The sequence below is a fragment of the Arthrobacter sp. NPDC057388 genome (assembly GCF_042668165.1).
Classification (GTDB): domain Bacteria; phylum Actinomycetota; class Actinomycetes; order Actinomycetales; family Micrococcaceae; genus Arthrobacter.
Genome location: NZ_JBHVBL010000010.1, coordinates 1 through 13,861 on the forward strand (window position 1 = coordinate 1; position 13,861 = coordinate 13,861).

General features: G+C 66.3%; 11 protein-coding genes. 8 read left to right on the top strand and 3 right to left on the bottom strand.

Translation table 11 applies throughout. From position 1 onward, the window contains the following. Positions 1-275 precede the first annotated feature (275 nt). Both ACFUTU_RS06910 and ACFUTU_RS06915 read left to right on the top strand, forming a co-directional pair. Positions 276-686: a hypothetical protein gene (locus ACFUTU_RS06910; protein ID WP_377962458.1), complete on the top strand. Its 411-nt coding sequence runs from the start codon at positions 276-278 to the stop codon at positions 684-686. Beyond that, entirely contained in the window at positions 683-1,720 is a 1,038-nt protein-coding gene (locus ACFUTU_RS06915) for a hypothetical protein (protein ID WP_377962461.1), read from the top strand. The genes ACFUTU_RS06910 and ACFUTU_RS06915 overlap by 4 nt, the downstream gene beginning before the upstream one ends. 48 nt (positions 1,721-1,768) lie before the next feature. Here ACFUTU_RS06915 and ACFUTU_RS06920 read toward each other — a convergent pair whose 3' ends face one another. After that, positions 1,769-2,260, bottom strand: coding sequence for a hypothetical protein (locus ACFUTU_RS06920; RefSeq protein ID WP_377962463.1), 492 nt, complete (start codon positions 2,258-2,260; stop codon positions 1,769-1,771). Positions 2,261-2,497: 237 nt separating this feature from the next. On the opposite strand from ACFUTU_RS06920, the gene ACFUTU_RS06925 reads away from it, so the two are divergent. The 6 genes from ACFUTU_RS06925 to ACFUTU_RS06950 all read left to right on the top strand — a co-directional run bounded on the left by ACFUTU_RS06925 (position 2,498) and on the right by ACFUTU_RS06950 (position 12,570). Further along, on the top strand, positions 2,498-4,918 hold the full coding sequence (locus ACFUTU_RS06925) for a type IA DNA topoisomerase (protein WP_377962466.1): 2,421 nt from the start codon (positions 2,498-2,500) through the stop codon (positions 4,916-4,918). 252 nt (positions 4,919-5,170) lie between these two features. Continuing rightward, positions 5,171-6,070 carry a hypothetical protein gene (locus ACFUTU_RS06930; RefSeq protein WP_377962469.1) on the top strand — a complete coding sequence of 300 codons (900 nt, stop codon included), beginning with the start codon at positions 5,171-5,173 and terminating at the stop codon, positions 6,068-6,070. A gap of 41 nt (positions 6,071-6,111) precedes the next feature. Further along, positions 6,112-8,379: a hypothetical protein gene (locus tag ACFUTU_RS06935; protein ID WP_377962472.1), complete on the top strand. Its 2,268-nt coding sequence runs from the start codon at positions 6,112-6,114 to the stop codon at positions 8,377-8,379. Then, a complete protein-coding gene (locus ACFUTU_RS06940; protein ID WP_377962475.1) occupies positions 8,376-11,981 on the top strand; it encodes a hypothetical protein in 3,606 nt (1,201 codons plus the stop codon). The genes ACFUTU_RS06935 and ACFUTU_RS06940 overlap by 4 nt, the downstream gene beginning before the upstream one ends. A 76-nt stretch (positions 11,982-12,057) precedes the next feature. Continuing rightward, positions 12,058-12,393, top strand: a complete 336-nt coding sequence (locus ACFUTU_RS06945) for a hypothetical protein (protein ID WP_377962478.1) — start codon at positions 12,058-12,060, stop codon at positions 12,391-12,393. 9 nt (positions 12,394-12,402) lie between these two features. Then, positions 12,403-12,570, top strand: coding sequence for a hypothetical protein (locus ACFUTU_RS06950; RefSeq protein WP_377962481.1), 168 nt, complete (start codon positions 12,403-12,405; stop codon positions 12,568-12,570). Positions 12,571-12,677: 107 nt separating this feature from the next. Here ACFUTU_RS06950 and ACFUTU_RS06955 read toward each other — a convergent pair whose 3' ends face one another. Next, the gene (locus ACFUTU_RS06955; RefSeq protein WP_377962484.1) at positions 12,678-13,142 is read right to left on the bottom strand and encodes a hypothetical protein; all 465 of its coding nucleotides are present in this window, start codon (positions 13,140-13,142) and stop codon (positions 12,678-12,680) included. Between the two features lie 129 nt (positions 13,143-13,271). Continuing rightward, the gene (locus ACFUTU_RS06960) at positions 13,272-13,766 is read right to left on the bottom strand and encodes a hypothetical protein (protein WP_377962487.1); all 495 of its coding nucleotides are present in this window, start codon (positions 13,764-13,766) and stop codon (positions 13,272-13,274) included. Between the last annotated feature and the right edge of the window lie 95 nt (positions 13,767-13,861).

The following is a 13,861-nucleotide window of genomic DNA, read 5'->3' on the forward strand; positions in this document are numbered from 1 at the left end:
CGCTTCATGCGCGCCGGGGCCTTCTCTTTTTCACACGAACAGGAGGTGCGAACCAACGTTCAGCGACCCCGGCCTTGGGGCCGAGGACCCGGGGCCGCCCACTTTAGGGGGACACGCGATCAGGCGCTGACCGGATGACACAGATGACTCTACCCCTCCACTCGACCTATCCGCAAAGGTCCGTCACAAGTCATTGCCTAATCATTCGTGACAGGTATCCGAATGACGTTAGAATGGACTCGTACATCAGTCGAATATGACAGGAGAGGCCAGAGATGACCGTCGTCGACGAGCCGAAGGCCGCGCCTCCCGCTGCGCATGCTGCGAGTAGGTCCGGTGGACCGAGCACCGACCAGAACGGCAGCGACCGCAGGGAGCGGGTCTTTACCCGCCTGTCCTCGGACGAAAAGCAGCGGGCTGAGTACTGGGCACAGCGGCGCGGCTATCCCTCCGCCAACGAGTATTACGCCGAGGCGATCGCCGAGAAGATCCGGCGCGAGAATCTCGACTTCGACATCCCTGATCTGCTCACCGCGCGCATCAACCAGGTCGTTGATGAGCTCAAGGCGCTTTCGACGAACAATGCCAACCTCGAGCGGGTTGTGACCATGGGCTTCGATTCCTTGCTGGGGCTGACCAGGGGCGACAACTATCTGCTGGACGAAGAGAACGGGGAGTTGACGTGAGCCAGGGGCTGAACGAGATCATGCCGTCCACCGACGAGCTGATGGACGTCGACACGTCCTTCCTCGACGCGTATCGGACCGGTGGGAACGAGGGTTTGAAGCGGGCCCAGGAACGGGCACAGCAGCCTGAGCCGGAGCAGGACACGCCGGAGAAAGCTGAGGCCCCGCAGCAGAGCACCGAAGACCTCGACCGGGACTCCAGTGCCGGCCAACGGGGAGGCTCGGGAGCAGGCAGCGCCACTCCCCCGGCCCAGAGCGACGCCGTCGCCGTGGACCCAGCGGTGACGCCGCACGCGCACGACGACGCAGACGATGAAGCACACCAAGCAGTCCTGCCGGTGTCGCGGCCTGAAGATGCCACCCTCCTCCCGCCCGTCCCGCTCCAGCACACCGACCATCAGGAGGCCGTGCAGTCTGCGGCGGCCAGGGGCGGCTCCGGCGGAGGGGACGAGGGCAACGAGTCGTTGCCGCAGACCGGCTTCCGGCTCGACGGCGTGAAGAGCCAGCCTGCCGTCCGGGCCCTGCCCGAGGCCATCGTCGGCGCGCTTCGCGAGCAGCTGCGCTCAGCGGCCGTCCGTGAGCTCGGTGTCGGCGACACGGCAGCCCGCGAGTTCGCCGAGCGGTTGAGCCAGGCAAGCCTGGTCACGTCCTTCCTGCTGTCTCAGCTCGACCTCGGACTGGCGACCGATGCCGCCACCCGGCGCGCGGCGCAGCTGTTCCGCTCCCGCGATCCGCTGCTGGGCAGCATCGCGGCGCGCATGGAGGCCCTGGAGCGGCGGGGCCGTGAGCAGTCCCAGGGCCTGGCTGGCCTGCGCGAGCAGCTGGGCGAGGTGAAGGAGACCAGCGCGGCGATCGAGCAGGCCGTCGCGTACTCGATCGCGGACCGCACGAGCAACTTCCTGCGCGGCTCGCACGACGTCCACGAGGCTCCGATCACGCACAAGGACGCGGTCTTCGTGCGGGACCGGGTGCGGGAGGCGACGAAGAAGCAGGCGAAGCTCGAGGGCGAGCGGGAAGGGCGGCCGATCCGGTGAGCACGACCAGGAATCGTGACCGCGGATCAGTTCCACGGCGCACGGCGTTCAGAGCTGGTTGACGAGCCGGCCTTCCTTCATGTCGTCGCGCAGCTGCGACAGCATGTACCAGTGCGGGCCCTTGGGCTTGAGCGAGATGTAGTGCTGGTGCTGTTTGCCGTCCTGCTCCCAGTCCAGGACCATCTCCGGGCGGCGCAGCAGGCCCTGGTACTCGTCGACGTCAGCGCGGATCTCTACGCGCACGCGCTCATCCCCCGGCGGCACCAGCAGCACTGCGACGTCACCTTCGTAGCTCAGTGCGACCTCCCGGGCAAGGAGCCGGCGCACTTCGGCAGTGCAGATCTCCCCGCGAGCGACGTCGAAGACGTTCTTGCCGTGCGTGGCACTCTCCCAGGCATCGAGGCACTCGATCAGCATCGAGCACCCCTGGGCGATACGGATGACGTCAGCCTCGTCCGGCGGCCAACTGCCCTCCTGCATGTCGATGAGCATGCTGCTGAAGTCCTGTGGTGTGCGCAGAAATGCGTGGTCGAGGGCCATGGGATTCGTGCTCCTGGGTCGGGCGTGAGCGGGTGACGACTCAATAGACGTTACCCCTATCCGGGGTCGCCGTGAATGATCCTGGGGCTCTCTGATCGGCATGCCGGCGCGGGTCATGGTGCTTATCATCGACTCGCAATTTGACTCGCCCAGACTCGCCATTCGACTCATTCAGTCGATAGACTTGTGACTGATTTATGAGTCGACTGGTTTATGAGTCATCGACGAAAGGGAGTCATGATGGTTGTCGGGATCCTCACCGAGAAGCCGAGCGCGGCGCGGCACTTCGCCGCAGCCCTCGGCGGTATGAACGGTACGTACAACGGGGAGCAGTTCGTCATCGCCCACGCCCGGGGGCACCTGTACGAGTTCGCCGATCCGCACCGGATGGTCGCGGACCCGGACGTGGCTGAGAAGTACCGGACCTGGGACCTGGGCAACCTGCCGTGGGACCCGCAGCAGCTCGACTGGAGCCTGGAGGTGATCAAGGACGCGGGGTCGGTCGCCCAGGACGTGAAGCGCACGCTGGGCAAGTGCGACGAGATCGTGATCGCCACCGACGTCGACCCCACGGGCGAGGGCGGCATGATCGCGGTCAACGCCTTCCTCGAGCTGGGGCTCAAGCCGGGCAAGTGGTCGCGCATGTACTTCACCGACGAGGCCCCGGCGTCGCTGCAGAAGGCGTTCGCCAGCCGCCGGGCGATCCCCTCGCTGCTGGACTTCGACGAGTACAAGAAGGCGCGCTACCGCTCGCAGTTCGACCTGCTCTCGATGCAGTTCACGCGCATCGCCACGAACATGGCGCGCCAGTCCGGGCAGGACACGGTGCTGCGCCAGGGCCGGCTGAAGTCGGCGATGGTCAAGCTCGTCGGCGACCAGCTCAAGGCGTACAACGACTACGTCAAGAAGCCGTTCTTCCAGAACCGGTTCCGCGACGAGAACGATGTGATGTACACGAACCCGGAGGAGCTGCGGTTCGACCGGAAGGACCAGGTGCCGAACCAGTACGGCCCCTCCCCCGTCGTGCTCGACGGCAAGGCGACGAAGCAGACTGCGCCGCCGAAGCTGCTGGACCTGGCCGCGCTGTCCTCGCTTCTGGTCGGCAAGGGGATCAAGGCCCAGCTGGTGCTCTCGACCTATCAGAAGATGTACGAGGCCCAGGTCGTCAGCTACCCGCGCACTGAGGACAAGACGATCACCCCCGAGCAGTTCAACGGGCTCGCGCCGCTGGTGGACAAGATCGCCGGGGTCGTGGGCGTGGACGTGAAGCTCCTGACGCACCGCCAGCCGCGGACGACGCACGTGAAGCCGCAGGGCGCGCACGGTGCGAACCGGCCGGGCCCGAAGGTGCCCGTCTCTCTCGACGACGTCGAACAGCGCTTCGGCAAGGCTGGCCGCCTGATCTACGAGACGCTGGGCAAGAACTACCTGGCGATGATCGCCGAGGACTACGTCTACGAGCAGCAGAAGGGCCACGTCAAGGACTACCCGGACTTCGTGGGCATCGCCAACGTCCCGCTGTCGGCGGGCTGGAAGGCGGTATTCGACCCGGATGCCGGCGACGACACGGCCGAGGGCGACGAGAACGAGTCTGCCAAGGGCCTGGGCACCAATGCCGAGCCGTTCGTCTTCGAAGGTGCGAACAAGCGCCCGGAGCACCCGAGCATGAAGTGGCTGATGAAGCAGCTGGAGAAGCGCGACGTGGGCACCGGTGCCACCCGGACTTCGACGTATTCCGAGGTGACGTCGACGAAGACCAAGTATCCGCTGCTGCTGGAAAAGGGCCGCAAGCTCACCCTCGCCGAAGCCGGGGACATGAGCTGGCGACTGCTGCCGGACACCCGGATCGGCGAACTGGCGCTGACCGAGAAGGTCTATGCCGACATGAAGGAGATTGCCGCAGGCACGGGCCCCAGCGCAGAGGAGCGCCTGGCGGTCGTGGCCGACTGGGTGCGCGAGGACATCGCGACCATGCAGAAGAACGCTGCGACGATGCGCTCCGAACTGGGGCTCAAGGAAGAGGCGGTCACCCGGAAGGAACGGGTGCAGGGCACCTGGTCCACGACAGGCAAGGATGTTGTGTTCGCGCGTGAGTGGGGCGGCCACCGCTTCACCGACGACGAGGTCGCCCGGCTGCTGGCCGGGGAGACGATCGAGTTTTCGGCGACGAGCACCACGGGCAAGGCCTACGAGGTCTTCGGCGAGCTTGGCGAGGGTACTTTCAAGGGCCGGAAGTTCGTTGGGTTCCAGAAGCTCGGTTTCGGCCGGCGCGACGCCAGCGGCAACGCGCTGCCGCCGGCCTCCTGGTGCCACTACACCTTTACGCCCGAGGAGATCGACCGCCTCATGGCCGGCGAGGGCGTCGAGTCCAGCGACTTCGTCTCGAAGAAGGGCAACCGCTTCCAGTGCAAGGTCTTCTTCCGTGAGGAGAAGAAGGGTGAGGGCAAGAAGATCGTGCCCGACTTCGAGGCCTCCCTGGATGCCCCGCCGAAGAGCTGGTGCGGGGTCGCTTTTACTGACGACCAGCTCGCGGCGCTGGCCGCGGGCAAGACGATCAAGGGTACGGGCTTCACCTCGAGCAAGGGAAAGAAGTTTGACGCCGAGCTTCAGTGGAAGAACGAGGGCGGCAAGAAGAAGCTTGTCCCCTCCTTCGGTTGAGGTAGCGCGGACTCGCTCCTGAATGATCATTCGAATGTCATTTCGATAGGCTGCGAGTCCACGTACATCAGCACGCCACGGCATCGCCCGACGGCTTCGGATCACACGTCCAAGTCGCCGGGCGGTGCCATTCTTTCGTCAGTCGCGCTCGATCCGATAGGTCTATCTAATGTAGAGTAGTCATGTATCCCTCATCTATGAGGGAATTCGGACAGACGCAGACTAATCAGTGGTGGCAGCAGGGAGAGATTCATGGCGAAGATGTCGTACAAGGTGCCGACGAGCCTCAACAGGTCGTTCCTCGACCACGAGATCACGCTCAGCAAGGGCGGCTGGGCGGCCAAGCCCTCCCCGATCAAGCAGCTGTTCTTCTTCGGCGGGGGTGCGCTGGCGCTGCTGTGGGCGGTAACGCAGACCTTCGTGGCGAGCTCGGGTCCGGTGTTCATCACGCTCTTCGTCATCTGGGGCCTGGCATTGGTCGTCTACTTCGGCGGCATGACCAAGACCAAGGAGCTGCGGGCGATGAATGTCCCCGCCCTGCTGGCTTACGTCCCGTCGCGGGCGCGCAACGTCTTCACCCGCCGCAGCTCGGACCCGAGCGACTTCTACTCGATTGTCGGCATCGACGGCATCGAGGATGACGGACGGATCCGCTTCTCCGACGGCGGCGAGGGTCAGGTCTACCTGGTCGTCGGCTCAGCGTCGTACCTGCTCTTCGACGAGGACCGCATCGGCATCCTGGATCGGGTCGATGCCTTCTGGCGCAAGATCGACACGAACTGCGAGTGGGCCTTCATCACGACGAAGGAACCGCAGCGGATCTACCACCAGGTGGCCTCGCTCGAGCACCGCAACCACGCCCTCGAAGTCCGCGACCCCGACCTGATCGAGCTGCAGAACGAGCAGTACGACATCCTCACGCAGCACGTCGGCGGCAAGTTCACCTCGATCCACCAGTACCTGTTGCTCAAGGGTAAGAGCGCTGACGCTCTGCGCCGTGGACACATGGTGCTGCAGGCCGAGGTCGAGGGGTCCTCGCTGATGATCAAGGAGGCTACGGTCCTCGACCGCGAGGAGACCGAACCGATGCTGCGGGTCTTCTACCAGGGCATCGACGACGAACTGCACTCTCTCAAGGCCTCACTGAACTGATCGGGCCGAGCTGGACGAACAAAGGAAGGACGAAGGGTGACATGGCGCTGATGACGAAGGCCCGCGCACAGCTGGGCATCCCGGGGAAGAAGCCCCGGAGCGGGGACTCGACGGCTGTGCCGGGCGTGGACGAAGTGGAGGCCGCTATCGACGGCGATCCTGCCACTGGCGGGACGGCGGAGCCGGCGGTGGACGCCGACCCTGCCGAGGCGGTCGAGGCGAAGAAGAACTGGTGGCAGCGCCGCCAGGAGATGAAGAAGCTGGAGGGGCGGTTCGACTCGTATCCGCACCTGCTGGCGCTCAAGCCTCGGGAGAAGTACGTTTTCCGCTCCGACTACTTCGAGGTCGACGGTTCCGTGGCGTGCGTGCTCGCGTTCTTCCACGACGACGCCGCGCACGACAACTTCGCCGCGTTCTGGGGCATCGACCGGATCCCGGACGGGCTCGACGAGCGCGTCACCGCGGTGGTCCTGGAACAGGTGCGCCGGATGGACGAGAAGTGGGTGGATTCGTTCACCAAACAGTCCGAGAAGCTCGACAACCTCGACAAGAACGAGCAGGAGGAGACGGGCACGACTTCCTCCAAGCGCAAGGCCGCGAAGATCTCCTCTGACCTGGAGGTCACCATCGGCGAGATCCAGGACGGCGCGAGCTACCTGTCGGTGCACAACCGGCTGTTCCTCAAGGCTCCGGACCTGAAGACGCTGGACGACTCGGTCGACCGCGTTACGCGCCTGTACATCGACCGCTTCGGCACGCTGAAGGCCGCGGCCTACGCCGGCGAGCAGCGCCAGGAGCTCGCCGGCCTGTTCAAGAACAACGAGAAGAAGCGCGGCAAGGGCGTCCATTTCACCTCGACCGAACTCGCGGGCTCTTACTCGCTGGTGACCAACGGCCTGAACGACCGGGGCGGGGAGTACGTCGGTTACATGGTCGGCGACGTCAACAACTCGGCCGTACTTATGGACGTCAACCGGTATGAGCACCACGTCGTCGTGGCCGACGCGACCCTGAGCGAGTATCTGGACCGCCAGCGTGTGTCGAACATGTGGTGCTCGAAGATCTCGCAGGCCTGCATGCTCGGCAACGGCTCGGTGGTCCACCTCGTGCTGGACGGGGCGGACCTGGACAAGCTCGGCCCGGACTTCGAGCGGCTGACCTCACGCGTGGACCTGAACCGCGGTGACGTCAACCCCTTCGAGCTGTTCGGGGACGAGGACGACGAACTGACGGTCTTCGCCGCTCAGATGGAGAAGCTCAAGTTGATGTTCGAGCAGCTCTACGAGACCACGGACGGGGCAATCGGCTCGATCATCCGCTCCGCGCTGGAGGACACGGCGACAGACTTCTATGTCGAGCAGGGCATGTGGCGGCACAACGCCAAGGATCAGCGGCACCGCCTGCGCGTGGTCAACATCCCGCACCAGCAGGTGCCGCGGCTGCAGATGTTCGTCTCGTACCTCGCCACCGCGCACAAGGCCCTGCTGAACTCGAGCAAGACCGACCCCGACCAGCTGCGCGCATACAACGTACTGCGCGGCATCGCGAACACGATGCTCAGCACGAACGGGGACCTGTTCAACAACCACACGGCATCGGCCGTGGACGGGGTTCGGGATGCCCGGCGCGTGGTCTACGACTTCTCGCGGCTCATGCGCCGTGGCAAGGGCGTGGCCATGGCCCAGCTGGTCAACATCGTTGGCTTCGCGGTCGGCAAGCTCGGGCTCGGGGACACCGTGGTGATCCATGGCACCGAGCAGATCGATGACCGCGTCAAAAAGTACCTGCGCGACCAGTTCGACCACATGCACGAGCGCGGCGGCCGCGTGGTCTACAGCTACAACGACGTCGACAAGATGCTCGTGGACTCGGACTTCAATAAGTTCGACGCCGCGGACTATACGCTCTTCGGGCCGATGCGCGACCGCACGGTGGCGGAGTACCAGAAGCAGCTGCACCAGCAGATCCCGCCGGACCTCGCCCAGCTCATCACGACCAAGGGCGAGAACCTCACGTACCTGCGCCGGGACGTATCGAATGTCGTCTTCCACCTCGACCTCGCGCTGGGGATCAACCCCTTCCGCGAGGCCCAGCGCAGGCAGGTTCGCCTGGAGGCCGCCAAGGCCGACGAGGCGGCCCGGATGAACCAGCTGATGAAGGACAAGCCGGCCCCCGGCGCGAGGCTCACCAGCGCCCGCCAGAGCGTCGAATCCGAGGAGGACCGCCCGGAGGCCCAGGTGGGGCGGGCCGAGCGCAGGAAGGCCATGAAGAAGGCCGGGACGGCCCCGCGGAAGCTGGGCAAGTCATGACGGCCATCACAGAGACCACAGACAGGAAGGGAAAGATGAACGGGACCATCACGCTCGCGGCGCGGGCCCGGGCCGCGGCGACTGCCCGGGGCGGGCTGGTGCGCGTCCTGGCCCTGTCGCTGCTCGTGGCACTGGTTGTGCCGCTGCTGATGACGGTGTTCGCCCCGTCGGCGCACGCTGCCGACGACGAGGACCGCGACAATTACTCGCTGTACCAGCTGGCGTCGAACGCCTCGACGTACTTCAGCCAGGAGAACTCCCCCGAGGGCAAGGACAAGCCCGAAGAGCGGATGAACGAGGACTGGCGGGCGATCACCGCCGCCCCGGCGACGGGCGGCGACATGCTCGGCTACGCCGACTCCGAGTTCAGCCTCTTCAACGTGGTCGGCTGGCTCTTCGCCGAGGCGACGGGCTCCACGCAGACCATCGGGTACGACACGCTGAATGCGACGGCCACTGGCAGCGGCAAGAACGTGTACTCCGGCATGGTGGACTACGCCCACTTCGGTGCGGCGAATGCCGACCTTGGCCTGGACACGATGTCCTCGGGCATCGGTGGACAGATTCTGTCGCTCATCGGCGGCGGCGCGATCTGGCTCCTTTACGCGATGGCCCTGGCCGTGGGCACGCTGTTCTATCTCATCATCCAGCTGCTGAAGGTGCTGAACCCGTTCATGTGGTTCTACCAGGCGGTTGCCGGCGTCGCGGACTCCGGCGGCAATACCAACAGCGCGCACCAGCAGGACCTCGCTGACGGGATGACCGGTGGCGACGCCGGCGGTGGTGCCCTGGCCGGCCTGCAGCACTGGATCGCCAGCTGGTACGGCCTGCTGCAGTCCATCGCCTGGGAGGCGCTGGTCCCGCTCTTCATTGGGTTCCTGATCATCGGCCTTGTCCTTTTCAAGAAGATGGACCGCGGCTCGGCGATCAAGAAGCTCGTCGTGCGCGTCGTCTTCATCGGCGTGGGCCTTCCGCTGCTGGGTTCGATGTACACCGGCGTCATGGACAAGTTCGATGACTCGCTGCTGGGCCAGCACGCCGGCCCGACCCGCGTGGTGCTCTCCACGTACGTGGACTTCGAGGCCTGGATGATGAACGACCGCCTCGGCGTTCCCGATGAGGCCGTTATCGCCTGGGACAACGGCCAGGCCAGCAACAACGCGATGATGTCGGTGCGCACGACGGCATTGGCCATCAACAAGCAGGCGCACGGTTCGACCTTCCGCGACATCAGCGTGGGTCCCGGTGCGACCAATGCCGAGACGGCCTGGAAGAACAGCCTGGTCGGCATGGAGGGCAGCCCGGCGGGTGACTTTAATGCCGTGGGTGAGACCTTTGGCATGCTCAACAACTACATCTCGGGCCAGATCACGTCGGCGTCGGACTTCGAGTCGGGCATCAAGAGCGCGATCACCAACCTGCCGGTCAGCAGCGACGTGAAGAAGGAGTGGTTCATCGACAAGAAGTCCTACGGTGACAGCGATAACTTCGGCGGGCACGGCGAGTCGGACTACACCCCGACCAACCATCCGGTGCTGGCGGTCAGCGGCAAGGGCCTGACCTCCTCGACCCCGGGCGGGAACACGACGAGCTTCTCGACCCAGGGCACCAAGCACGGCTGCGGATTCTCGGTCTGGGCGGATGACGCCCCGGTCTCCTGCAACATGTCGGCGCTGTCGGCGTACAACTACCTGAACACCGGCTTCGGCCCCGACTCGATGACGATGTACAGCTCGAACAACGTCACCAGCGGCCTGACCCGCGAGGACCACATGGCGGTCAGCCAGGTCGGCACGGGCCCGGCGAAGTTCATGTACTGGCAGAACGCGGGGGTCGTCCTGGGCAGCATGGTCCTGCTCGGCTTCTGGTACGCCATCGGCATGCTGGTGGGCGCGGTCAAGCGCACCTTCAGCCTCGTGGCCGCGGTGCCGTTCGCCACGCTGGGTGCGATCGCCGCGATCAGCAAGGTGATCGTCTACTCGGTCGCGCTGATCCTCGAGGTGCTGGTGACGCTGTTCATCTACCAGTTCGTCTCGGAGCTGCTGATCTCCATCCCGGACATCATCTCCGGACCGGTGTCGTCCTGGATGTCCCAGGACGGCCTGTGGGGATCCGGCATGCTCGGCGGGATCATCGTGGTCATTCTGACCCTGATTTCCTCCCTGCTGATCATCGGCATCACCTTCGCGCTCCTGCGGGTGCGCAAGGTCGTGCTGCAGGCGATGGACGAGGTGTTCACCAAGCTGGTGGACAAGTTCCTCGAGACCAACACCGCGCCGAAGCCGGACAAGAGCGGCATGCTCCCCGCGCTGGCTGCGGGAGCCGGGGCCGGAGCGGGCATGGCCATGGGCAACAAGCTCGCCTCCGGCGTCGGCGGCAAGCTCGGCGGCAGCGGGGCTATGAAGCCCGGCGGCACCCCCGGTGGCGGCAAGGGCTCGTCGACCAACGCCGGCGGCCTGAACGGCGACCAGAAGTCGCTTGCTGGCGGGAAGGGCGCACTGGCGCTGGCCGCTGGTCCGAACGAGGGTCCGGAGGCCGGCCCCGACGGCGGCAGCCCCGCCGGTCCCGGTCCGATTCCCGGCGGTGGTGGCGACAGCGGCGGTCGCGGCCCGTCCGCCGGTGGCCCCGAGGGCCCCGGCGACAAGGGCGGTCCTCTTCAGCTCACGGGCGGCAAGGCGGGGAGCTCCCGCTCCGACAAGGAGACTGCTCAAACCTTGGGCAGCAAGGGTGGCCTGTCGAACCTCGGCTACAGCACCGGCCCGGGTGCCTCCTCGCGGGGCGGCCAGACCACCGGCGGCCAGACGAGCTTCGGGGTCGGCGGCGCGCAGGATGCGCCTCGTACCGGGCAGCCGGGCCAGGGGCAGGGGCAGGGCCAGAAGCAGAACAGGCTCGCGGGCGGCACCGAGAACGGTGCGCCCACCAGCGGTGGCCGCAAGGCGGTCGCCGGCCAGTCGGCACCGACGCAGTTCGGCACCAGACAGCAGGCGGCTCCGGCCTCCTCGGGCCAGGGCCCGCGCTTCACCGCTGGTACCGGCGGGCCCGCGCAGGTGAACTCCGTCGTCGCAGCGGTCCCGGACATTCCGGGTACCCGGGCGACGCGGGCCGCCGAAGGCCAGCAGCCGCAGGCCAACGCGGGTTCCGGTTCCCGCGCTGTGCAGGCAGGACCGGGGATGCCGCAGGCCAACGGCAGCCAGCGTCGCAGCCCGCAGGCTCCGGTCCAGGCTCCGACCGGCCAGGGCAGTGCACACCGGGCTCCGGCCCAGCCCCGCACCGGCGTTCCGGCGCAGGTGCAGGGCCAGACCGGTCAGCGCCCCCAGGCTCCGGCTTCTGCACCGGCCCAGCCCCGTGTGGGTGGCCGGGTCAGTGGCGGCGCTCAGGGCAGCCAGGGTGTCCAGCCGACTCCGCGCAGCGGACGTCGTTCAGCACCGACGGCTCCGGCTCAGGCTCCGAAGGTTTCGGCTCCCACCCCGGCTCCGAAGGCCCCGGCCCCGACGCCGTCGCAGCCGGCTCCGACCCAGCCGCGGCGGACGGCGGATCCGGCTTCGAAGCGCACGGACGGTCCCGTGTCGCAGAGGAAGCCGGCTGAGGACCAGACGAACTGATCGATGGTGATGAGGGCGGCGCACTCCGATAAGGGGTGCGCCGCCCTTTGCCTGTCATGGAGGAAGGATGGAACGGATGAATCTGCGAGGCAAGGCGCGCGATGAGTTCCCGCGGGGCTGGTGGCACTCGCGGCGCTGGTGGCTCGAGGGAGCGCGCGAGCTTGCGGTGAACTGTGTGGTCGCGTTGGCTGCTGTGTTCTTCGTGGGCGAGGTGCTGCGGCTGGTCCGCGATCGCGACAGCCCCGCAGATCTGGCGCGCCGGCGCATACCGACGGAGGGATGGGTGGCCGGCCTCCTGCTGGGGTGCATGGCTTTGGGCAGTTCAACGGCCCTGGTGACCGTGGCAGTACAGACGGGCTCCTCTGAACGGGGACTGGTCCAGATGGCGGTCCTCATCGCCATCGTGTGGTAGCTGGCCAACGTGGTCGTGTCAGTAACCGCGCTTGCGGTGCTGGCCAGGTCGCGGGTCCGGCACAGTGACACTTGGGCCGAGATCGATTTCATCGAGACACACGCGCCGAAGTACGGGCGGCCCCCGGAGACGATCGAGGAGCACCGGGCGCTGCACCTGAAGGGCGGACCGCTGTAGGGCCCACACGGGATTGCCGGCCAGTCAGACACAGGAAGACCCCGTGGACGCGATGTCCACGGGGTCTTCTTTTCCTGTCGGGCGGCAGTCGTACTGCAGCACCGGCCTCAGTCCCTCCTGGGACCCTTGTCGAAGATCCGCGAGATGCGGTCGATTCCCTCAGCGCCGAAGATGTCCGAGACAGTGCCGGAGGTCCCGCTGCGGGGCAGCTCCGAGCGGAGGGTGAGCTTGGCGTACCCTCTGGTCGGCCGGGACTCGATGACGTAGACGATCTCGTGCGAGACGAAGGTCGCAGTGTCCGAGTCCGGTTTCTTGTGGTGTGTGAGCACCCGGAAGCCGGCCCGGGTGCCGATGTAGTCGAAGAAGCGTGTGAGTTTCTCCTCCTCCAGCTGCCGCCGCTCCCCCGCGTTGCGGCCGGAGACTTCGATCAGCTGGACGTGCGTGCAGTCCACATCGTCCGTCGGCCGGCGGATATCGTCGAAGTCCCAGGTGGCTCGCGCCGCGCGCAGCTGATCGTCGCTGGGGTACGCCACCCGCTCCTTGTAGTACCTGATCGGTCCGATGCGCGTCATGCCCGACCTCCTGCATCCTGTCCGGCACGCGGGTTCATCCCGGCAGAGAAAAGGCAGAGCCCCGCGGACGCGTGGTCCACGGAGCTCCGGTGCTGCAGGTCGATCAGGGCAGTCAAGAGGTCAGCCTCCTCAGCCGCAGTACTTGGTCTTGACGGCTTTGCCCTGCTCGCTGTCAACGGGGACGAGCACGACGTCGTTGACGCCGTTGGAGAAGACGAACTCCATGGTCGACTTGTCCTTGCCGAAGCTGATCGTGCCGGTCTCGGTGGTGCTGCGGCCAGCCTCCGTCCAGTCCACGGAGGACTTGGACTCGTTGATCTTGCCGGTGCCACGGACGGTGTAGGCGTCCTTGAGCTCGCCCTTGGCGGCGGCCGCCTTCGGGTCGTCGAGGACGGAATTGATGGAGCGGCAGGCGAGGTCCTGGCGGCTGGCGGTGTCGAAGTAGGTGATCTGGTCACCGTCCACAACGACGATGTCGCCGTTCTGCCCTTCCGAGGTGGCGAAGTATCGTCCGTCGCCGCCGGAGCTGCTGCAGCCGCTGAGCACGAGCGCGCCGCAGGCCAGGGCCACAGCGGTCGCGGCCAGCTTCGTCCGCGTCACGTGTGCGGTCCTGGTGATGTTCATGGTCTTCTCGTCCTTCTGGTCGGTCCTGTCGTCCTGGCTCTGTGTCCAGGCAATGAGTATTCGGAAGGTTCAGCGTCTCGGCTCCACAGTTCAGA